The following is a 21350-nucleotide window of genomic DNA, read 5'->3' on the forward strand; positions in this document are numbered from 1 at the left end:
GGCTTTTTTCGCCTCGGAACTCGACCCGACCCGGCGACGGTCGTGACGCTCGTCGACGAGCTACGCGACCGCTTCGGGGTCGAGCCCGTCCTCCGGGTCATCGGCGTGGCCGTCTCCACCTACTACGGCTGGCTCACCCAAGCCGCCAACCCCTCCGCTCGCCGACGTGAGGACGCGGATCTGGCGGTGGAGATCGCGGAGATCCACGACGTGTCGGGCGGCGCCTACGGCAGCCCGAGAGTGCACGCCATGCTGCGCCGCCAAGGCCGCCAGGTGGGTCGCAAGCGGGTCGAGCGGTTGATGCGTGACGCCGGCCTGCAAGGCGCGTTCCTGCGCAAGAAGTGGCGCATCCCGTCCACCCGGTCGAACCCGAAGGCGACGCCCGCTCCGGACCTGGTCAACCGGCAGTTCACCGCTGCGGCACCCCACCGGCTGTGGGTCGCCGACGCGACCCGTATCCCCTGCGGGCAGGGCGTGTTCTGGCTGGCCGCGGTGCGGGATGTGTTCTCCAACCGCATCGTGGGCTGGCGGTGTTCCGACCGCTGCGACACCGACCTGATCCTCGGCGCGCTCGAATACGGCATCTGGTCGCGCGACGTCCGCGACGGCCAACTGATCCACCACTCGGACAGGGGCTCGAACTACACGTCGTTCCGCTTCGCGCAACGCCTGGCCGACAACGGCATCCTGCCCTCCATGGGGTCGGTCGGCGACTCGTTCGACAACGCGTTGATGGAGAACTTCTGGTCAACGCTGAAGATCGAACTGGTCTACCGCAACTCCTGGCGGACCCGCGACGAGGCGGAGAACGCGATCTTCGCCTACATAGATGGGTGGTACAACACCCGCCGCATCCAGAAAGACCTCGGCTGGCGATCCCCAGACGAGTACGAAGCCGCCTGGCACGCCCACCAGGCCCGACCCGACGAGACGGCTATCGTTCAGCCTGAGCCCACCGGCGCCAGGTAACCAACCCTCCGGCAAACCGGGGGAACCTCATCCTTCGGGGAGCAGGTCCCGGCCCGCCACGTCAAGCGGGCCTTGACGCACGTACGGACGCTGCCGGAACCGCCTGCGTCGGCTCTCGTGTCACGGACCGCGCCCCCGGCGGACACCGCCACCGTGGCGCAGTTGACCCAACCTCGCCCGGCTCGGACCCGGCTCCCGGGGTCGGAGCTGGCCACCCGCGGCCACCCCTCCCCTCCCAGGTGAGCAGTTGACCTGACCCTGAGCGGCTGCGGAGCCGGCTCCTGGACGACCGGCATGCCCTGCCCGAGGGCTGGCCGATCGCTTGGGGCGAGCAGGTCGACGTCCGGCCGATCACCACCGATGGCACGGGTGAGGTCACTGACGGCATGGTCGCCGGTTACCTTGCCAAGTACGCCACCAAAAGCACCGAGGCCACTGGGCACACCTCCACCCGACTGACCGCCGACACGATCGGGGACTACGCCGACCCCGACGGCGACCACACCGCCCGCCTCATCGACGCCTGCTGGCGCATCGGCCGACCCACCCACACACCCGTACCCCTGTCTGAGCGACCGCGTGACCTCCGGCCCCGACCCGGCTTCATCCAGGCGTGGGAGTGCCCCGACTGCGGCACCCACACCCGATACGCCGCCTGCCCCGTCTGCGTCGCCCACCGTCAAGCCGCCCTTGACACCGAACCCACGAAACCCGCCACCGGCAACCCCTACGCCCGGCTACGCCGATGGGCACACATGCTCGGCTACGGCGGCCACTTCCTCACCAAAGGCCGCCGCTACTCCGTCACCTTCCAACTCCTACGGGACACCCGCATCAACTACCGCCGGCACGAACACCACGACCAGGCCGACGAACACACCGGCACGCTCCGCGCCGCCGACCACCACGACGACGACACCACCCTGATCGTCGGCACCCTCACCTTCGCCGGCGTCGGCTGGCACACCACCGGAGACGCACTCCTCGCCGCCACCGCCGCCGCCATGGCCAGAGAACGACGCACCACCGGCCGCGAAGAACTCGCCCACGAACTTGGCACGAACCCTGACGGCCTGGTCCTGGCCGCGTAGCAGATGAGAAGGAGGAACCCTTGGCTAGACGAGACGCAGCCACCGAGGAGCTGTGGTCGATCGAGGAGGTGTCGGCCTTCCTGCGGGTACCGGTCGGCACGCTCTACCAGTGGCGGTATCGGCGTACCGGCCCTCGCGCGTTCAAGGTCGGCCGTCACCTGCGGTATGACCCGGCTGATGTGCAGTCCTGGCTGACCGGACGGGCGGCCTGACGTGGGCAGTGTTGAGAAGCGGGTCCGTGACGGCAAGGTGACCTACCTGGCTCGGTGGCGCGATGACGCCCGACGGCAGCGCAAGCGGTCGTTTACCCGAAAGGTCGATGCTGACCGTTTCCTTGCGCAGGTGGAAGCCGACATCCTGCGCGGCCAGTACGTCGACCCGTCCGACAAGACGACAGTCGTCGAGTACGCCCGTCGTTGGGCCGCTGGCCGCGCTCACCGTCCCACTACCGCTCGGCGAGTCGCCAGTCTGATCGAGACGCATATCGCCGCAACGTCGCTGGGTTCTCGACGCCTGGCGGCGGTCCTCGATCGGCTCGTGGGCCGCTCCCCCGTGGTCCGGGTCAGCCTGCCGTCAGCACATCGCAAGCGCATTGTGCCGCTCACCGTCGACCAGGTGCGCGCGCTCGCGGACGCGATGCCCGCCCGTAACCGGGCCATGGTCATCACACAGGCTGGCTTGGGGCTGCGTCTCGGCGAGTTGCTCGCGCTACGCGTTGAGGACATCGACTACACCGCACGCCTGGTCCGGATCGAATGGCAGTTCGCGCCGCAGTCCAAGGTGCGAACGGTACCCAAGACGCCTCGGTCCCGCCGTACCGTGCCACTGCCCCAGGTTGTCGCAGATGCTCTCCGCACGCACTGTGCGGATTACCCGCCCGCCGATGACGGGACGGTCTTCACGACCCGCTTCGCCGGGCCGTACCGGCACGACTACTACGGCTCGCTGATCTTCGGTGCAGCGGTCCGCAAGGCCGGGCTGCCGGAGAGCACCACGAGCCACGACCTTCGGCACCACTACGCCTCGGTACTGCTGATGCAGGGCGAGTCGGTCATCGTGGTCGCCGAGCGGTTGGGGCACGAGAATGCCGCCCTGGTCCTGTCGACCTATGGGCACCTCATGCCGGACTCGGAGGAACGCACCCGCCGGGCGGTCGACGACGCGTGGGGGTGTGCCCCAGACCGAAGCCCCAACCCGTTGACCTGGAGAAACAGGCCGGATTCAGACGTTGAAGCGGAACTCCACCACGTCGCCGTCCTGCATGACGTACTCCTTGCCCTCGATGCGGACCTTGCCCGCCGCCTTCGCCGCCGCCATCGAACCGGCCTCGACCAGGTCGGCGTAGGAGACCACCTCGGCCTTGATGAAGCCACGCTGGAAGTCGGAGTGGATCACCCCGGCGGCCTCGGGGGCGGTAGCGCCGATCGGGACGGTCCAGGCCCGCGCCTCCTTGGGCCCGGCGGTGAGGTACGTCTGCAGGCCGAGCGTACGGAAGCCGACCCGGACCAGCTGGTCGAGACCCGGCTCGGACTGCCCGATCGACTCCAGCAGTTCGCGGGCCTCCTCCTCGGGCAGGTCCACCAGCTCCGACTCGATCTTGGCGTCCATGAAGACCGCCTCGGCCGGTGCGACCAGCGCCCGCAGTTCGTCGAGGAACTCGGCGTTGTTGAGTTCGGCCTCGTCGACGTTGAAGACGTACAGGAACGGCTTGGTGGTGAGCAGGTGCAGCTCGCGCAGGTGCTCCAGCTCGATCTTGGCTGCCGCCGCGCCCGCGTACAGGGTGGTGCCGCCGTCCAGGACCTCGACGGCCTGGCGGGCGGCGGTCACCGCGGCGGCCCGGTCCTTGCGGAGCTTGGCCTCCTTCTCCAACCGGGGCAGCGCCTTCTCCAGGGTCTGCAGGTCGGCGAGGATCAGCTCGGTGTTGATCGTCTCGATGTCGTCGGCCGGCGAGACCTTGCCGTCGACGTGCACCACGTTCGGGTCGGAGAAGGCCCGCACCACCTGGCAGATCGCGGAGGCGTCGCGGATGTTGGCGAGGAAGGCGTTACCCCGCCCCTGCCCCTTGGACGCGCCACGGACCAGCCCGGCGATGTCGACGAACGACACCGGAGCCGGGATCACCTTCTGCGAGGTGAAGATCTCGGCGAGCTTGTGCAGCCGCTCGTCCGGCAACCCGACCACGCCGACGTTGGGCTCGATCGTCGCAAACGGGTAGTTCGCGGCGAGCACGTCGTTCTTGGTCAGCGCGTTGAACAGGGTGCTCTTGCCGACGTTGGGCAGGCCGACGATGCCGATGGTGAGACTCACGACGAGCCAGCTTACGCCGCCACCCCACACCACCGGGCGCCGGTGGCCCCGCTCCGCCACCCCGGCTCGCCAGCATGGTCGACTCCGGCTCGCCGGAGCAGGTTCGTGGGGCGCGGTCAGCGCCGGCCCAGGCTCGCGCGGTCAGCGCCGGCCCGCCGGGCCGGGCTGGCGGGGGATCAACGTGCCGATGCGCAACGTGCCCGGGGCCAACTCCGCGGCGGCGGCGAACGGGAGCGTGCAGCGATCGGCGGCGGACGAACTTACATGGCGCGACTCGCCGAGCATCCAATGCACCTCGTCGGCCGTCCAGCCGAGGGCCGACCGGCCGGCGATGGCCCGGAGTAGCCGCAGGGCCGCTCGGGTGTCGTCGTCGTAGAAGCGCATGCACCAGTGATGCACCCACATGCCCAGCGCCCGCACACCGTCGTCGTCGAGCGAGCGCAGCAGCCGTCCGCAGGCGGTGTCGGCGAAGGCTCGGCCCGGGTCGTCGGCGCGGTCCCGCTCGATGGCACCGACCGCTGCCGGTGCCACGGTACGCATCCGGTCGTAGAAGCGTTGGACCACAGCCTCGTCCAGCGACGGATGCCCCTGTCTCGATCCCGCCGCCCGACCCGCCACGCTCACCATCGCCGCGCCCCTTCTTGACTTGGTGGCGCGCACCCTACCGACCACACCCGACACTTTCCCCACCCCGCCCCCGCCCCACACGCACCTCGCCCCGCCCGCCCCACCTCGCCCCGCCTCGCCCCGCCCGGCCCCGCCGATCTTGGAGTTCTGGTCGCCGACTGATCCATGTACGCCCGTTTGCGGGGACCGAAACTGCAAGATCCACGTGGCGGGCAGGCGGGATGGGGGGGCAGGTGGGGGTGGGGTCCGAATTCCGCCAGTCGGGGGGTGGGGTGGGGGTGGATGATCGGGGTGTGGAGCTGGAGTTCGAGCGGTGTTACCGGGCGGTGGACAGCCGTGACCAGCGGTTCGACGGGTGGTTCTACACCGGCGTCCTGTCGACCGGGATCTACTGTCGGCCGTCTTGTCCGGCGGTGACGCCGAGACGACACAACGTCCGGTTCTTCGCTTCCGCGGCGGCGGCTCAGGGTGCCGGGTTGCGGGCCTGCCGACGGTGCCGGCCGGACGTCTCCCCCGGTTCCCCGGAGTGGGACGTCCGAGCCGACCTGGTGGGGCGGGCCATGCGGCTGATCGCGGACGGAGTGGTCGACCGGGACGGTGTACCAGGGTTGGCCGCGCGGCTCGGCTACACCGAACGGCACCTGCACCGGATGTTGCGGGCGGAGCTGGGTGCGGGGCCGTTGGCACTGGCCCGGGCCCAGCGGGCGCAGACCGCCCGGACGCTTGTCGAGACGACCGGGTTGGGCCTGGCCGAGATCGCCTTCGCCGCCGGGTTCGGCAGCGTCCGGCAGTTCAACGACACGATCCGCGAGGTGTACGGATCGCCCCCCTCGCAGTTGCGCGCCGGGCGGCGGTCGACGGGCGGCGGGGCCGGCACGGTCGCGCTGCGGTTGGCGTACCGGCCGCCGATGCACGCCGCCGCGCTGCTCGACTTCCTCGCCCGGCGGACCCTGCCCGGGGTGGACGAGGTGCACGACGGCACGTACCGGCGGGGGGTGAGGCTGCCGCACGGCACGGCGGAGGTGGCCCTGACGCCGCTGCCGGGGCACGTGGCGGCCACCCTGCGGCTGGCGGACCTGCGTGACCTGGCCCCCGCCGTGGCCCGTTGCCGGCACCTGTTCGACCTGGACGCCGATCCGGTCGCGGTGGACCAGACGCTCGGCGCCGATCCGGCGCTGGCCGCCGTCGTGGCGGCCGAGCCCGGGGTACGCGTGCCGCACGCGGTCGACGGCTTCGAGATGGCGGTACGCGCCATCGCCACCCAGCAGGTCTCGCTGGCCGCCGCCCGGACCACCCTCACCCACCTGCTCGCCGCAACCGGCCCGCATCCGACGGCCCCGACCGTCGGGGCGGGTGCGTTACGGGGGTTCCCGTCGGCCGAGGAGGTGCTGGCCCTGCCGGACGGGGCGTTGCGGATGCCGGCGACGCGGCGGGAGACGATCCGGCGGGTGGCGCGGGCGGTGGCCGACGGCGAACTCGACCTGGGCCCGGGCGGTGATCGGGAACAGAACGCGCGGCGGTTGACCGCGATCCCGGGCGTCGGCCCGTGGACGGCGGGATACCTGGCGATGCGGGCGCTCGGCGATCCGGACGTGTTGCTCGCCACCGACCTCGCGGTACGCCGGGGCGCCGCGGCGCTCGGGCTGCCCGACACCGCGAAGACCCTCGACTCGTACGCCGCCGGCTGGCGCCCCTGGCGCTCGTACGCGGTGGTCCGACTCTGGAGAGCAGAGTGCAGCCAACCCAGGAGCAGAGCGTGAACGACACGATCATCCACGGTGCCGTGGTCGACACCCCCGCCGGCCCGTTCACCATCCTCGCCGGGCCGGACGGGGCGGTCCGGGCGGCCGGCTTCACCGCCGACGCGGCCGACCTGTTGCCGCTGGTCCACCCCCGGCTGCGCGGCGAGCTGCGCGGGCGACGCGAACTCGGCCCGGTCACCGCCGCCGTCACCCGTTACCTGGCCGGTGACCTGACCGCCATCGACGTCGTCCCGGTCGAGCAGCACACCGGCGGGGCGTTCATGGCACACGCCTGGCAGGTGTTGCGCGAGGTCAAGCCGGGCCGGCCGATCACCTACACCGGGTACGCCGGGCTGGCCGGTCGCCCGGCCGCCGTACGCGCCGCGGCGGCGGCCTGCGCCCGCAACGCCGCCGCCCTCTTCGTCCCCTGCCACCGGGTGTTGCGTACCGACGGCACGTTGGGCGGCTACCGCTGGGGGCTGCCGGTGAAGGAGTGGCTGCTCAGCCACGAGCGTGAACGTTGAGCAATCGTTCTGACAACAACACGACACCGGCGTCGCCCCCGTTTGCCGTTACCTTCGGGTAGTGGCTGCGGGGAGCGACGACGGCCCGACCGACCGCGACGAGGTCCGGCGACATCCGCTGGGCAATCTCTGGCGACTGCGTTCCTATCTCCGCCCGCACGCCCTGGAGTTCGCCCTGCTCATGCTCGCCGGGCTGGCGGCGACCGGGGCGGGCATCGCGGTGCCGCTGGTGGCGCAGCGGGTGGTCGACGGGCCGATCGCCCGCCAGGATCCGACCGGGCTGTACCGGTTGGCCGGGCTCGCCCTGCTGCTCGGCCTGGCCGAAGCCGCGTTGATCTTCATTCGGCGGTGGGTGCAGACCTCCTCCTCGGTGGCCATGGAGGCGGCCATCCGCGACGACGTCTACGCCCACCTGCAACGGCTTCCGGCCAGCTTCCACGACCGGTGGCCCTCCGGGCAGCTGCTCTCCCGGATCACCAGCGACCTGTCGGTGCTGCGCCGGTTCCTCTCCTTCGGAGTGTTGTTCCTCGTCCTGAACGTGGTCACCTACCTGGTCGTGGTGGTGCTGCTGGTCCGGCTGCATCCGGTGCTCGGTGTGCTGGTGGCCACCAGCGCGGTGCCGCTGTTCCTGATCGCCCGCCGGTTCGGCCGGCACTACCACACCGCGTCCCGACGCATGCAGGACCAGCAGGGCGACGTGGCCACCCTGGTCGAGGAGACCGCGCAGGGTCTGCGGACCATGAAGGCGTACGGGCGGGGGCCGCAACTGGCCGCCCGGTTCGCCGCCGGCACCCGGGCCCTGCACGACACCGGGGTCGACAAGGGACGGCTGCTCGCCCGCACCGCCGCGCTGCTCGACATGGTGCCCAACCTGACCCTCGGCGTCGTGCTGGTGGCCGGTGCCGCGGCGGTCTCCACCGGACGGCTCACCATCGGCCAGCTCGTGGCCTTCGTCAGCCTCCAGCTGATGCTGATCTGGCCGGTGCAGTCACTGGGCTGGATCATCGCCAACGGCCAGGAGGCGGCCACCGCCGCCGACCGGATCCAGGAGGTACTCGACACGGCACCGGCCATCGTGGACGCGCCCGGCGCCATCGCGGTGCCCCGCTCGGCGGTACGCGGCCGGCTGCACTTCGACGCGGTCACCTTCCGCTACCCGGGCACCACCGCCGCGGTGCTGCGCGGCGTCGACCTGGTCGTGGAGCCCGGCGAGACCGTCGCCGTGGTCGGCGCCACCGGCAGCGGCAAGAGCACCCTGCTGTCCCTGGTGCCCCGGCTGCACGACGTCGGGTCGGGTCGGATCGCCCTCGACGGCCACGACCTGCGCGACCTGCGGTTGGACTCGCTACGCGGCCTGGTCGGGATGGCCTTCGAGGAGCCGACGCTGTTCTCCATGTCGGTGTGGGAGAACCTCACCCTGGGCCGTCCCGACGCCGGTGCGGACGAGGTCCGGGCGGCGCTCACCCTGGCCCGGGCCGAGTTCGCGTACGACCTGCCGTGGGGATTGCAGACCCGGCTGGGCGAGCAGGGGCTGTCGCTCTCCGGTGGCCAGCGGCAGCGGCTGGCGTTGGCCCGGGCGGTGCTGGTCCGCCCCGCCGTGCTCGTACTCGACGATCCGCTCTCCGCGCTGGACGTGCACACCGAGGCGCTGGTCGAGTCGGCGCTGCGGCGGGTACTGCGGGATCTGACCGCGCTGCTGGTGGTGCACCGCCCGTCCACCATCGCCCTCGCCGACCGGGTCGCGCTGCTGGAGCACGGCCGGATCTCCGCCGTCGGAACCCACACCGACCTGCTGGCCACCGTGCCCGCGTACCGTGCGCTGCTCTCGGCCGAGCCGGCCGGCCCACCGTCGCCCCGGCGGGCGGTCGGCCCGACGCCCGGCGGCTCACCACTGGTGCACTCGTGACGGCGGGCACGGCCCCGCCCGCCGACGGCCCGGCCCGCCCGCCCGGCGACGACTCGGCCCGCCCGCCCGCCGACGGCCCGGCCCGCTTGCCCGCTGACGGCCCGGCGGCCACCGACCGGGACCGGTGGCGGGGCCTGGCCGCCGACCCGCACGCCGACCGCAGCCTCGCCGAGGACAGCAGCCCGGCGGCGGTGGCCCGGCTACGGGTCCGCAGCCGGGCGCTGCTGGCCGATGTGCTGCGCCCGCACCGGCCCCGGCTGGCCGGCGCGGTCGCGCTGCTGCTGACCCAGAACGCCGCCGCGATGTCCGGGCCGTACCTGGTCATGCTCGGCATCGACCGGACGATCGAGCCGCTGCGGGCCGGCGAGCCCGGACCGCTGGTGGCCGTCGCGGTGGCGTTCGCCGCCGCCGCCGGGATCGAGTACGCGGCCCGGCGCGGTTTCCTCGCCCTCTCCGCCCGCATCGGCCAGGCCGTCCTGCTCGACCTGCGCCGACGGGTGTACGCGCACTTCCTGCGGATGCCGGTGGCCTTCCACGAGCGGTACACCTCGGGCCGGATGATCTCCCGGCTGACCAGCGACATCGACTCCATCGCCGAACTCGTCGACGGCGGCGTGGAGAGCCTGGTGACGGCCGCCCTGACGATCGTGTCGGTGGCCGGCATCCTGCTCTGGCTGGACCTGCCGCTGGCCGCGGTCACCCTGCTCGCCTTCCCGCTGCTGTTCTGGCTGTCCCGCTGGTTCGCCCGCGCCTCGGCCGCCGCGTACCGCCGCACCCGGGAGGCGATGGCCCTGGTGATCGTGCACTTCGTGGAGTCGATGCGGGGCATCCGGGCGGTGCAGGCGTACCGCCGGGAGGCGCGCAACCAGGACATCTTCGTCACCCTCACCGCCGACTACCGCCGGTCCAGCCGGCACGCGTTCCGGCTGATCGCGACCTACTCGCCGGGAATCAAGCTGATCGGCAACGTCACCGTGGCGGTGGTGCTCTGCTACGGCGGCGCCCGGGTGCTCGGCGGCGAGATCGCGGTCGGGGTGCTCGCGGCGTTCCTGCTCTACCTGCGCCGGTTCTTCGAGCCGATGCAGGAGCTGAGCCAGTTCTACAACGCCCTGCAGTCCGCCACCGCGGCGCTGGAGAAGCTCGCCGGGGTGCTCGACGAGCGGCCCGGCGTCGCCGAGCCGCGGCGTCCCGTGCCGCTGCCCGGCGGGCCCGCCCGAGGGGCGATCGCCCTGTCCGGGGTCTCGTTCGGCTACCGCCCGACGGCGGAGATCCTCACCGGGCTGGACCTCACCATCCCGGCCGGGCAGACGGTGGCGTTGATCGGCCCGACCGGCGCCGGCAAGTCCACCGTCGCCAAGCTGATCGCCCGGTTCTACGACCCGGTCGCCGGCACGGTCAGCCTCGACGGCGTGGACCTGCGTCAGGTGGCCGACGCGCAGCTGCGCCGGGCGATGGTGCTGGTGACCCAGGAGACGCACCTGTTCGGCGACACGGTGGCGGAGAACATCCGGTTCGGCCGCCCGGACGCCGACGACGCGGCCGTGGAGGCGGCCGCGCGGGCCATCGGCGCGCACGACTTCATCGCCGCGCTACCCGACGGGTACGCCACCCAGGTGCACCGCCGCGGCGGGCGGCTCTCCGCCGGGCAGCGGCAGCTGGTCGCCTTCGCCCGGGCCTTCCTGGCCGACCCGGCGGTGCTGATCCTGGACGAGGCCACCTCGTCGCTGGACGTACCGACCGAGCGGCTGGTGCAGCACGCGCTCGGCACCATCCTGCGGGACCGCACCGCGGTGGTGATCGCACACCGGCTCTCCACCGTGGAGACCGCCGACCGGGTGCTGGTCCTCGACGGCGGCCGGGTCGTCGAGGACGGCCCGCCCGCCGAACTGATCGCCGGTGGTGGCCGCTACGCCGCGCTGCACCGCCAGTGGGTCGACTCGCTGCGATAGGTATTCCGGTGCCCGACGACGCGACGCTGCCTACCATCGACGGATGACTGATACGGCGAGGACGGCCCGCACCGGCGTCCCCGAGCGTCCGACCCTGGACGGGCTCGAGGAGACCTGGTCGCGTCGCTGGCAGGAGGACGGCACGTACGCGTTCGACCGCACGAAGGAACGCGCGGACGTGTACGCGATCGACACCCCGCCGCCGACCGTGTCGGGCGAGCTGCACATGGGGCACGTCTTCTCGTACACCCACACCGACCTGGTCGCCCGCTTCCAGCGGATGCGGGGCCGGACGGTCTTCTACCCGATCGGCTGGGACGACAACGGGCTGCCCACCGAACGCCGGGTGCAGAACGTCTACGGCGTGCGCTGCGACCCGTCGCTGCCGTACGACCCGGACTGGCCGGCGCCGCCGGCCCCGGTGGACGACGCGGCCCGCAAGAACCCGACCCCGATCTCCCGGCGCAACTTCATCGAGCTGTGCGAACGGTTGACCCTCGCCGACGAGCAGGTCTTCGAGGAGCTGTGGCGCCGGCTCGGCCTGTCGGTGGACTGGTCGCTGGTGTACACCACCATCGGTCCGGCCGCCCGGGCCGCCGCACAGCGGGCGTTCCTGCGCAACCTGGCCCGGGGCGAGGCGTACCAGGCCGAGGCGCCGACGCTGTGGGACGTGGGCTTCGCCACCGCCGTGGCCCAGGCCGAGCTGGAGGACCGGGAGCGGGCCGGCGCCTACCACCGGCTGCGGTTCCACGCCCCCGGTGGGCGGGCGGTGCTGATCGACACCACCCGTCCGGAGCTGCTGCCGGCCTGCGTCGCGCTGGTCTGCCACCCGGACGACGAGCGCTACGCGGACCTGGTCGGCACGTCCGTGCGTACCCCCGTCTTCGACGTCGAGGTGCCGGTGCGGGCGCACCCGCTGGCGGACCCGGCCAAGGGCACCGGCATCGCGATGGTCTGCACCTTCGGTGACCTGACCGACGTGACCTGGTGGCGGGAGCTGGACCTGGACACCCGGGTGGTGATCGGCCGCGACGGCCGGCTGTTGCCGGAGCCGCCGGCCGGGGTGCCGGCGCAGCCGTACGCGGCGCTGGCCGGGCAGGGCGTCAACGCGGCCCGGCGGCGCGTCGTGGAGCTGTTGGCCGACGCGGGCGACCTGGTCGGCGAAGCGCGCCCGATCACCCATCCGGTGAAGTTCTACGAGCGGGGCGACCGGCCACTGGAGATCGTCTCGACCCGGCAGTGGTACCTGCGCAACGGTGGCCGCGACACCGAGCTGCGCGAGGCGCTGCTGGCCCGGGGGCGTGAGCTGCGCTGGGTGCCGGAGCACATGCGGCACCGCTACGAGCACTGGGTGCGTGGCCTGACCGGAGACTGGCTGGTCAGCCGGCAACGCTTCTTCGGTGTGCCGGTGCCGGTGTGGTACCGGCTCGACAACGCTGGCGAGCCGGACTGGTCCTACCCTCTCACGCCCGAGGAAACTTCGCTGCCGATCGACCCGTCCGAGGACGCACCCCCCGGGTACGCCGAATCCCAACGCGGCGTGCCGGGCGGCTTCGTCGGCGACCCGGACGTGCTGGACACCTGGGCCACCTCGTCGCTCACCCCGCAGCTGGCCGGCGGCTGGGAGACCGACCCGGAGCTGTTCCGCCGGGTCTTCCCGATGGACCTGCGGCCGCAGGGGCAGGAGATCATCCGGACCTGGCTGTTCGCCACGATCGTCCGGGCCCACCTGGAACACGGCACGCTGCCGTGGCGGACCGCCGAGTTGTCCGGCTGGATCCTCGACCCGGACCGCAAGAAGATGTCCAAGTCCAAGGGGAACGTGGTCACCCCGATGGCGCTGCTGGCGCAGCACGGCTCCGACGCGGTGCGCTACTGGGCGGCCACCGGCCGACCCGGCGTGGACCTCGCCTTCGACCCGGCCCAGATCAAGGTCGGCCGGCGGCTCGCCACCAAGCTGCTCAACGCGTCCCGCTTCGCGCTGGGGCTGGGCGCCGCCGACGCGCTGCGGGCACCGGCGACCGCACCGTTGGACCGGGCCATGCTCGCCGAACTGTCCGCCGTGCTGGCGACCGCGACCACGGCCTTCGAGGCGTACGACCACACGGCGGCACTACAGGCCACCGAGTCGTTCTTCTGGCGGTTCTGCGACGACTACATCGAGTTGGTGAAGGAACGCGCCTACGGCACCGGTGCCGCCGCGGACTCGGCCCGCGCCGCCCTGGCCACCGCGCTCTCGGTGCAGTTGCGGCTCTTCGCCCCGGTGCTGCCGTACGCGACCGAGGAGGTGTGGTCCTGGTGGCGGTACGGGTCGGTGCACCGGGCGCCGTGGCCCACCACGTACGAGGTGGGTCGGTCCCTGCCGGAGGCCGGTGACCCGGCGCTGCTGCGGTTGGCCTCGGACGCGCTGGGGCAGGTCCGGCGGGCCAAGTCGGAGCGGAAACTGTCGATGAAGGCGGAGGTGCCGCTGGCCGAGGCGCTCGGCCCGGCCGCCCTGCTCGACCAGCTCACCGAGGTCGCCGACGACCTGCGCGCGGCGGGCCGGATCGGCAAGCTCGACCTGCTGCCGGACCGCACCCCCGAACTCGTCATCGCCTGCGCCTTCTAGGCCCGGCCGCCGGGGAAGGGCACCCTCCCGGGAAGGTGCCCTTCCCCGGGCTGTCAGCTGGTCTCGCCGGCCACCGAGAAGGAGCGGAGCCGGTCGACGGCGAGCAGGGTGAAGCCGACGCTGACCAGCACCGTCATCGTCACCGCCAGCGGCACCGAGACCGTCGTCTCGAGCAGGTTGGTCGGCGCGAGCCGGTCGGCCACGGCGATCACGTAGTGCTGGATGGAGAGCACCCGGGTACCGGTGATCACGTTACCGAGCAGCCCCTCCCAGATCAGCACGTAGACCAGGCCGAGCAGCACCGGCCGCCGGGTGAGCAGGCTGGCCGCCAGGAACAGCGCGGAGTAGGCCAGCGCACCGGCCGCGGCGGCCCCGGCCAGCGCCAGACCGAGGCGTACCGAGTCGGCCAGCAGGCCCGCGGCGAACAGCGGCACCACGACGGTGGCCGCCGTGACACCGGCCGCCACCGCCAGCTTCGGCAGCACGATCTGCCAGCGCGGCAGCGGCGTGGTGAGCACGTGCACCACCGTGCCGTCGTCGATCTCGGCACCGAGCACACCGGTGCCGACGATCAGGGCGACCACCGGCAGCACCACGGCCAGCCCGAGGCCGACCAGCACCGGCGGCCCCCAGTCGGTCGGCGGCACCCCCAACGCCCGGGAGAGCACGGCCAACGCCACCAGCAGGACCGGCAGGGGCAGCAGCAACAGGAACCGGCGCCGCCCGAACAGCCCGCGCGCGGTGATCCAGGAGACAGTGGACATCAGGCCTCCACCAGGTAGGAGAAGACGCTCTCCAGGGACTCGTCCTCGGGCAGCAGTTGGTGCACCCGTACGCCTCGGGCCAGCGCGACCTTCGGCAGCATCCGGGTGAACGCGCCGTAGTCGCCGGCCCGGACGGTCAGGCCGGTACGCCCCAGCTCGACGCCGGTCACCGAGGGCTCGGCCATCAGGGCGACGGCCAGCGACCGGTCGTCGGTGGAGCGGATGGCGAAGACGTGCGGCCGGTTGGTCATCAGCCGTCGGATGGTCCGGTAGTCGCCGGAGGCGGCGAGCCGGCCGGCGACCATCACCTGCACGGTGCCGGAGACCTGCTCGACCTCTTCGAGGATGTGCGAGCTGAACAGGATGGTGCGGCCCGCGTCGCCGAGGGAGTGCAGCAGCTCCATCATGTGCAGCCGCTGGCGCGGGTCCATCCCGTTGAACGGCTCGTCGAGCAGCAGCACCTGCGGGTCGTGCACCAGCGCCGCCGCCACCCGGGCCCGCTGCCGCATGCCCTTGGAGTACGTACCGATCCGGCGGTCCTGGGCGTCCGCCAGCTCGACCAGGTCCACCGCCCGGCGGGCCGCCGCCTGCGGGTCGGGCAGCTTGTGCAGCTTCGCGGTGGCCAGCACGAACTCGTACGCGGTGAGGAAGCTGTGCACCGCTTCCCGCTCGCTGACCAGGCCGAGCCGCCGGTAGACGGCCGGGCTGCGCCAGGTCGGCTGGCCGTCGAGGGTGACCGCGCCCCGGGAGGGGGCGAGGAAACCGGCCATCATGTGCAGCAGGGTGGTCTTGCCGGCGCCGTTCGGGCCGAGCAGCCCGGTGACGCCGGGCCCGAGGCTCATGCTCACGTCGTTGACCGCGACCACGTTGCCGTACCAGCGGGAGACCCCGGCGAGGGCGAGGGTGCTGCTGTTGGTGGTGGTCGGCGGGGCGGGATTGCTGATCGTGGTCATCGAGCGGCCACCTTCCGGTAGCGGGCCAGCAGCAGGGCGACGCAGGCCGCGACGAGCGCGACGGCGACCAGCCCGTACACCGGACCGTAGGGACCGAGGTCGGGGGCGACGCCGTCCGGGTCGGTGATCAGCAGGTCACGCATGGTCCAGATGCCCACCCCCTGCACCAGGGTCGGCGGTGAGGCGACGCCGGCCAGCTGGTTCGCGGTCTGCGAGGGCAGGATGGACAGGGTGCCGACGATCGGCGTGGTCATCAGGAAGACGGCGACGATCCCACCGGCGGCGAAGGCCCGCTTGCCGGTCAGCGAGGCGATCAGCAGGCCCACCGAGGCGAAGATGACCGCCCACATCCCGGCGTAGAGCAGCCCGGGCAGCAGGTCCAGCAGCTCGTCCCAGACCGCGCCCAGGCCGTCCAGGGTGAACGCCGCGCCGAGGAACATCAGCAGCTGCGGTGCGCCGAGCAGCAGCCAGAGCGCGGTGACCAACGCGAGCAGCTTGGCCACCGGGTAGTCGGAGCGGGGCAGCGGCCGGGAGAAGTACAGCGGGAGCACGCCGCTGCGCAGGTCGCGGGAGACCAGTTCGGGCGCGACCACCGCGACGAAGAAGATCACCAGCCAGCTCATCGCGTCGGCGAACTGGGCGTACGTCATGACCACCTGGCCGAACTGGGCCCGCATCGCGGTGGCGGCGACGGCCACCATGAGCACGATGCCGACCACCAGCCAGGGGAAGATCTTGGCCTTGGCGCTGCGGCCCAGCCCGAACGCGGTCCGCACGCCGTGCAGGTACAGCGCCCCGAAGACGGGGCGGCGACCGAGGCGGGGGCCGGTGTAGCGCTGGTAGCCGATGTCGTGGATGACGCCCGTGGGTTCAGGCATGGCTGCTCTCCCTCCGGGCGAAGAGTTCGGCGACCCGGTGCCGGCGCTGGTCCAGCCGGTGCAACGGCAGGTCCAGCTCGGCGACCGCGCCGAGGATCAGGTCGTACGTCTGCTCGTCGGCGAGCGGGACGAGCAGCAGCCGCCCCTCCCGGCGCACCGGCAGGTCGAGTGCGCCCAGCCGGTCGGCCAGCGCCTCGGTGCCCTCACTGACCTCGACGGCGAGCACGTCGGTGGCCGAGGTCATCGCGGCGATGTGGTCGGCGCGCAGCAGCCGGCCGCCGTCGATGGCGACCAGGGTGTCGCAGATCCGCTCGACCTCACCGAGCAGGTGCGAGCAGACCAGCACGGAGATGCCGAACTCGGTGCCGATCCGGTGCACCAGGGCGAGCATGGCGTCCCGGCCGGCCGGGTCGAGACCGTTTGTGGGCTCGTCGAGCAGCAGCAGGTCGGGGTCGTGCACCAGCGCCTGGGCTAGCTTGACCCGCTGCTTCATGCCGGTGGAGTAGCCGCCCACCGCGCGGTGGCGTTCCTCGTGCAGCCCCACGTGGCGCAGCGCCTCGGAGGCCCGTTCCCGGGCGACGGTGCGCGGTAGGCCGCTGGTTCGGCCGAGATGGGTGACCAGTTCGGCGGCGGACAGGTCGGGCGGCAGGCAGTCGTGCTCCGGCATGTAGCCGACCCGGGCGCGTACCGCCGCCGGGTCGGTGGTCGGGTCCAGCCCCAGCACCCGTACCCGGCCACGGGTCGGGGTGAGCAGGCCGAGCAGGAGTTTGATCAGGGTCGACTTGCCGGCGCCGTTGGCACCGACCAGGCCGACGATGCCGGGTTCGACCGCGACCGTCAGCTCGGACAGCGCGGTGACCCCGCCGCCGTAGACCTTCGTCAACGACTCGGTTGCGATGAGTGTCACGCCGACAGCCTAGGAGTGGACGGCCACCCGGTGCCCTCCGGAAACGCCCCGCTTTCCCCTGATCCCGTACGCCCGGTTCCCCCTAGGGAGGCCGGGCGGAGAGCAGGGTGGGACGTCGGGCACCCCGCCCCTCGAAGATCGACTATCTGGTACACACTGGAGCCCACCATCCGTTCCCTCGAAGAAACACGACGGGTAGTGGGAGAGCCATGGCGAATGACGTGCTCAAGGTAAGTGTGGTGGTCCCGACCTACAACTCGGGCGAGCACGTCCAGCCGCTCGTCGACTCGCTGCTACGCCAGTCGATGCCGGCCACCGAGTTCGAGGTGATCTTCGTCGACGACGGCTCGACCGACGACACCCCGGCCCGCCTGGCGGAACTCGCCGCCGCGCACCCGAACTTCCACGTGCTGCGTGGCGAGCACTCCGGCTGGCCGGCGCGCCCGCGCAACATGGGGGTCGCCTGGGCCCGTGGCGAGTACGTCCAGTTCGTCGACGACGACGACTGGCTCGGCGACGAGGCCCTGGAACGGCTGTACGGGTACGCGGCGCGGCACGACGCGGACATCGCCATCGGCAAGATGACCGGACACGGCCGCGCGGTGCCCCGGGAACTGTTCCGGATCGACCGCCCGGACGCCCGGCTGGACGACGCGCCGCTGATCGAGAGCCTCACCTGTCACAAGATGTTCCGCCGGGCGTTCCTGCTGGAACACGACCTGCGGTTCCCCGACGAGAACCGCAAGCGCCTGGAGGACCACCACCTCGTCGCCCGGGCCTACCTGCTCTCCCGCCGCACCTGCGTACTGTCCGACTACACCTGCTACCACCACGCCCGCCGGCCGGACGGCGGCAACCTGACCGCCACCCGGATGGAACCCGCCGGGTACTACAGCAGCCTGCGCGAGGTGCTCGACATCGTCGACTCGCACACCGAGCCGGGGCCGCTGCGGGACCGGTTGCACCAGCGCTGGCTGCGCAGCGAGATGATCCGCCGGCTGCGCGGCGCCCGGTTGCGGGACGCGCCCCGGGACTGGGTCGACCAGGTTGCCGCGGAGGTGCAGAAGACCATCCAGGAACGGTTCGCCCCGGAGGTCACCGACTCCCTGCCGTCGTTCGAGCGCGCCCTCGCCGGTCTGGCCGCCCAGGGCCGGGTCGACGACCTGGTCCGGCTGGCCGAGTGGGACGCGGGGATCCGCGTCCGGGCCCGCCTGAAGGCGTACGAGTTGACCGGTCTGACCCTCACCATGCTGCTCGGCGCCCAACTCCGCGACGGCGAGCAGCCGCTGTCCTACCGGCACGTCGACGGGCGGGACCGGCTCGTGGTGCCGCTCGACGACGTCCCCGCCGACCTGCTCGACAGCACCGACGACGTGAGCCGGGCCCGGCTGGACGTGGTCGCCCAGCACGCCACCCGGCACGACGAGTTCTTCCTGCCGGTGCACTTCGAGGTGGACCGGGTACCGGATCCGGCCGGCGACGGGGTGCAACTGCGCTACCGGGGCACGGCAACCGTCGACTTCGGTGCCCTCGACGGTGGTCGTACCCAGGGTGAGTGGGTCCTGAAGGCTCGGGTGACCGGCTCGGGCTGGACTCTCGACGCCAAGCTGCCGCTGGCGGTGACCTGCGCCGCCGACGGTGCCCGGCCGGAGGTGGTGGACAAGCGGAAGAAGAAGGCGCCGGCCAAGCCGCCGGCGCCCAGGCCGGGGCTGTGGCGCCGGCTGGCGCGGGCCGTCCGGCGCCGGTTGGGCCTGGCCGAACCGCAAGCGGTAAGGCTTTCGTAACGACCTGCCGGGCCGATCATGACGACGGAGTCGACCACACTGGACGCATGATCTCCCGCCTGCTGCGCACCCCGTTGACCTGGATCGCGATCGTCGTGCTGGCCGCCGGATCGGCGTTCGGCCTGTACTGGTTCCAACCGTGGAAGCTGGTCACCGACACCGAGGTGGCGGAGCGGTTGACCGTGGTCGAGACACCGGTCGGCCCGAGCCCGACCGCCGCCTCCGCCGCCTCCCCCTCGGCCGCACCGGCGTCCGAGCGGCCCACCGCCACCATGGTCAGCTCCGGCGAGTTCGTCAGCCACGAGTACGAGACGTCGGGCACCGCCCGCATCGTGCGCGCCGCCGACGGGGAGCACCGGCTGGAACTGGTCGGGCTGGCCACCTCCAACGGCCCCGACCTCCGCGTCTGGCTGACCGACCAGCCGGTACTGGAGGGCCGGGCCGGCTGGCACGTGTTCGACGACGGCCGTTGGGTGGAGCTGGGCAAGCTCAAGGGCAACCGCGGCGATCAGGGGTACGCCATCCCCGCCGACGTGGACCTGAGCGATCTGACCAGCGTCTCGATCTGGTGCAAGCGGTTCGCGGTCTCGTTCGGGGCGGCACCGCTGGTCTGATCCGATCCGGGCCGGACCGGCACACCCGGCCGGTCTGATCCGACCCGGGCCGGACCGGCACACCCGGCCGGTCTGATCCGACCTGGGCCGGACCGGCACACCCCGGCCGGGAGGAGTGGTGCTCTCGACCGATTGGCGGGCGGCTGCGAAACTGTGTGCCGGTCGCCGGAGTTGGGGGTCTGATGAGCAACGGGTGGGTGCTGCCCGACGAGGTACTTCGGGACGCACCGGCGTACACGCCGCGTCCCGGCGAGCTCGCGGATCTGGAGCTGCTGCTGATCGGTGCGTACGCGCCGTTGACCGGTTTCCTGACCCGCGCCGACCTGGTCTCGGTCAGCCGCCGGGGCCGGCTGGTCGACGGCACGCCGTGGCCGGTGGCGGTGACCCTCCAGGTGCCCTCGGCCCTGTTGCGCGAGTTCGACCTCGCCGACCCGGACCGCCGCACCCTGGTGCTCACCGACGGCGAGGGCGCCCCGGTGGCGGCGCTGGAGGTCGCCGACACCTGGCAGGTACGCGACGGGGTGGCCGGGGTCGGCGGCAGCGTCCGCCGGCTCGGCGACGGCGGGCACGGGCCGTTCCAGCGGCTGCGCCGCACCCCGGCGGAGATCCGCGCGCTGCTGCCACCCGGACGGGTGCTCGGCGTCGTCGCCGACCGTCCGCTGCACCGGCCGCAGCTGGCCCAGATCGCCCATGCCGTGCGTACCCTCAGCGCGCACCTGCTGATCATGATCCCGGTCGGCGAGGACGGCACCGGCGGCCTGCCACCGGAGGCGCTGGTCCGCAGCGTCTTCGCCGCCCGCGACCGGATGCCACCGGCGACCCTGGTCGCCGTGCCACTGGCCCGGGGTCGGGACGAGATCGGCGAGGCGCTGCTGCGGGCCCGGGTCTCCGCCGCGTACGGCGTCACCCACCTGCTCTCCACCGGGGACATGCTCTCCGGTGCCGGGCTACGGGTGCTGGTGCCGCGCGAGTTGGCGTACGACAACCGGGACGGCCAGTGGCGTTGGCGCGAGGACATCCCGCCGCGCAACCGTCGGCTGGCGCTCACCCACGACGAGATCGAGGACCTGCTCGACCGGGGCTTCCCGCTGCCCGAGTGGCACACCCCGCCGGCGGTGGCGAAGGAACTCAGCCGGGCCCGGCCGCCGCGGCGGTACCGGGGGCTGGTGGTGTTCCTGACCGGGCTGAGCGGCTCCGGCAAGTCGACCATCGCCCGTGGTCTCGCCGACGCGCTGCGGGAGCAGGGTGAGCGTACGGTCACCCTGCTCGACGGTGACGTGGTGCGCCGTGAGCTGACCGCGGGGCTGGGCTTCAGCAAGGCCGACCGGGACACCAACGTACGACGGATCGGGTGGGTGGCCGCCGAGATCGCCCGGCACCGGGGCATCGGCGTCTGCTGCCCGATCGCACCGTACGCGCAGGCCCGGGCGACGGCCCGGGAGATGGCCACCGCGGCGGGCGCCGGGTTCGTCTTGGTCCACGTCGCCACGCCGCTGGAGGTCTGCGAACGCCGCGACCGCAAGGGGCTGTACGCGCGGGCGCGCGCCGGCCTACTCACCGGGATGACCGGCATCGACGACCCGTACGAGGAGCCGACCGACGCCGACCTGGTGATCGACACCAGCGACCTCGACGTGGACGAGGCGGTCCAGCACGTGTTGCACCACCTGACCGAGACCGGCTGGGTGGAGCCGCGCCTACCAGCGCTCTGACGAGGGAGCTGTCCT

16 protein-coding genes and 2 pseudogenes are annotated in these 21350 nt (G+C 72.5%); 12 read left to right on the forward strand and 6 right to left on the reverse strand.

Annotation, left to right across the window (positions count from 1 at the left end):
- The 4 genes and pseudogenes from D2L64_RS11330 to D2L64_RS27870 all read left to right on the forward strand — a co-directional run.
- On the forward strand, positions 1-969 hold a 969-nt coding region (locus tag D2L64_RS11330; protein WP_147376227.1), incomplete at its 5' end, for an IS3 family transposase.
- A 302-nt stretch (positions 970-1271) separates the two neighbouring features.
- Positions 1272-2060 (forward strand): annotated as a pseudogene (locus D2L64_RS11335) (replication initiator); the annotation flags it as partial.
- Positions 2061-2080: 20 nt separating this feature from the next.
- Entirely contained in the window at positions 2081-2272 is a 192-nt protein-coding gene (locus tag D2L64_RS11340; RefSeq protein WP_119575195.1) for a helix-turn-helix transcriptional regulator, read from the forward strand.
- 382 nt (positions 2273-2654) lie between these two features.
- Positions 2655-3167: pseudogene (locus D2L64_RS27870) on the forward strand (tyrosine-type recombinase/integrase); the annotation flags it as partial.
- Between the two features lie 114 nt (positions 3168-3281).
- On the opposite strand, the gene ychF reads toward D2L64_RS27870, so the two are convergent.
- Positions 3282-4367 carry a redox-regulated ATPase YchF gene (gene ychF, locus D2L64_RS11350; RefSeq protein ID WP_119575479.1) on the reverse strand — a complete coding sequence of 362 codons (1086 nt, stop codon included), beginning with the start codon at positions 4365-4367 and terminating at the stop codon, positions 3282-3284.
- 141 nt (positions 4368-4508) lie between these two features.
- Entirely contained in the window at positions 4509-4994 is a 486-nt protein-coding gene (locus D2L64_RS11355; RefSeq protein ID WP_119575197.1) for a hypothetical protein, read from the reverse strand.
- Between the two features lie 293 nt (positions 4995-5287).
- Here D2L64_RS11355 and D2L64_RS11360 point away from each other — a divergent pair, with 293 nt between their 5' ends.
- From D2L64_RS11360 to valS, 5 genes are all read left to right on the forward strand, one after another.
- Entirely contained in the window at positions 5288-6754 is a 1467-nt protein-coding gene (locus D2L64_RS11360) for an AlkA N-terminal domain-containing protein (RefSeq protein ID WP_119575199.1), read from the forward strand.
- Positions 6751-7260: a methylated-DNA--[protein]-cysteine S-methyltransferase gene (locus D2L64_RS11365; protein ID WP_233558912.1), complete on the forward strand. Its 510-nt coding sequence runs from the start codon at positions 6751-6753 to the stop codon at positions 7258-7260. The genes D2L64_RS11360 and D2L64_RS11365 overlap by 4 nt, the downstream gene beginning before the upstream one ends.
- A gap of 61 nt (positions 7261-7321) precedes the next feature.
- Positions 7322-9166 carry an ABC transporter ATP-binding protein gene (locus D2L64_RS11370; protein WP_119575201.1) on the forward strand — a complete coding sequence of 615 codons (1845 nt, stop codon included), beginning with the start codon at positions 7322-7324 and terminating at the stop codon, positions 9164-9166.
- Between the two features lie 86 nt (positions 9167-9252).
- Positions 9253-11115, forward strand: coding sequence for an ABC transporter ATP-binding protein (locus tag D2L64_RS11375; protein ID WP_119575482.1), 1863 nt, complete (start codon positions 9253-9255; stop codon positions 11113-11115).
- A 43-nt stretch (positions 11116-11158) separates the two neighbouring features.
- A complete protein-coding gene (gene valS, locus D2L64_RS11380; RefSeq protein WP_119575203.1) occupies positions 11159-13723 on the forward strand; it encodes a valine--tRNA ligase in 2565 nt (854 codons plus the stop codon).
- Between the two features lie 53 nt (positions 13724-13776).
- Here the strand turns inward: valS and D2L64_RS11385 are convergent, their stop codons facing one another.
- Genes D2L64_RS11385 through D2L64_RS11400 form a run of 4 tightly spaced genes read right to left on the reverse strand, consistent with a single transcriptional unit; the run spans position 13777 to position 17225 of the window.
- On the reverse strand, positions 13777-14487 hold the full coding sequence (locus D2L64_RS11385; protein ID WP_119575205.1) for an ABC transporter permease: 711 nt from the start codon (positions 14485-14487) through the stop codon (positions 13777-13779).
- A complete protein-coding gene (locus tag D2L64_RS11390; protein ID WP_119575207.1) occupies positions 14487-15440 on the reverse strand; it encodes an ABC transporter ATP-binding protein in 954 nt (317 codons plus the stop codon). Before D2L64_RS11390 ends, D2L64_RS11385 begins: the two co-directional genes overlap by 1 nt.
- Positions 15437-16318, reverse strand: a complete 882-nt coding sequence (locus tag D2L64_RS11395) for an ABC transporter permease (protein ID WP_119575209.1) — start codon at positions 16316-16318, stop codon at positions 15437-15439. Before D2L64_RS11395 ends, D2L64_RS11390 begins: the two co-directional genes overlap by 4 nt.
- Complete coding sequence (locus D2L64_RS11400) at positions 16311-17225, reverse strand: ABC transporter ATP-binding protein (RefSeq protein ID WP_119575211.1); 915 nt, start codon at positions 17223-17225, stop codon at positions 16311-16313. Before D2L64_RS11400 ends, D2L64_RS11395 begins: the two co-directional genes overlap by 8 nt.
- A gap of 209 nt (positions 17226-17434) precedes the next feature.
- Here D2L64_RS11400 and D2L64_RS11405 point away from each other — a divergent pair, with 209 nt between their 5' ends.
- From D2L64_RS11405 to cysC, 3 genes are all read left to right on the forward strand, one after another.
- Complete coding sequence (locus tag D2L64_RS11405; RefSeq protein WP_119575213.1) at positions 17435-19009, forward strand: glycosyltransferase family 2 protein; 1575 nt, start codon at positions 17435-17437, stop codon at positions 19007-19009.
- A 47-nt stretch (positions 19010-19056) separates the two neighbouring features.
- Positions 19057-19623: a DM13 domain-containing protein gene (locus tag D2L64_RS11410; RefSeq protein WP_119575215.1), complete on the forward strand. Its 567-nt coding sequence runs from the start codon at positions 19057-19059 to the stop codon at positions 19621-19623.
- Positions 19624-19805: 182 nt separating this feature from the next.
- On the forward strand, positions 19806-21335 hold the full coding sequence (gene cysC / locus D2L64_RS11415; protein WP_119575217.1) for an adenylyl-sulfate kinase: 1530 nt from the start codon (positions 19806-19808) through the stop codon (positions 21333-21335).
- Positions 21336-21350: the final 15 nt, after the last annotated feature.

The sequence above is a fragment of the Micromonospora radicis genome, assembly GCF_003583405.1.
GTDB lineage: Bacteria > Actinomycetota > Actinomycetes > Mycobacteriales > Micromonosporaceae > Micromonospora > Micromonospora radicis.

Excerpts from the sequence above, each read along its gene's own strand:
- D2L64_RS11355 (WP_119575197.1), bottom strand. The coding sequence starts at position 4,994 with ATGGTGAGCGTGGCGGGTCGGGCGGCGGGATCGAGACAGGGGCATCCG.
- valS (WP_119575203.1), top strand. The coding sequence starts at position 11,159 with ATGACTGATACGGCGAGGACGGCCCGCACCGGCGTCCCCGAGCGTCCG.
- D2L64_RS11385 (WP_119575205.1), bottom strand. The coding sequence starts at position 14,487 with ATGTCCACTGTCTCCTGGATCACCGCGCGCGGGCTGTTCGGGCGGCGC.
- D2L64_RS11390 (WP_119575207.1), bottom strand. The coding sequence starts at position 15,440 with ATGACCACGATCAGCAATCCCGCCCCGCCGACCACCACCAACAGCAGC.
- D2L64_RS11395 (WP_119575209.1), bottom strand. The coding sequence starts at position 16,318 with ATGCCTGAACCCACGGGCGTCATCCACGACATCGGCTACCAGCGCTAC.
- D2L64_RS11405 (WP_119575213.1), top strand. The coding sequence starts at position 17,435 with ATGGCGAATGACGTGCTCAAGGTAAGTGTGGTGGTCCCGACCTACAAC.
- D2L64_RS11410 (WP_119575215.1), top strand. The coding sequence starts at position 19,057 with ATGATCTCCCGCCTGCTGCGCACCCCGTTGACCTGGATCGCGATCGTC.
- cysC (WP_119575217.1), top strand. The coding sequence starts at position 19,806 with ATGAGCAACGGGTGGGTGCTGCCCGACGAGGTACTTCGGGACGCACCG.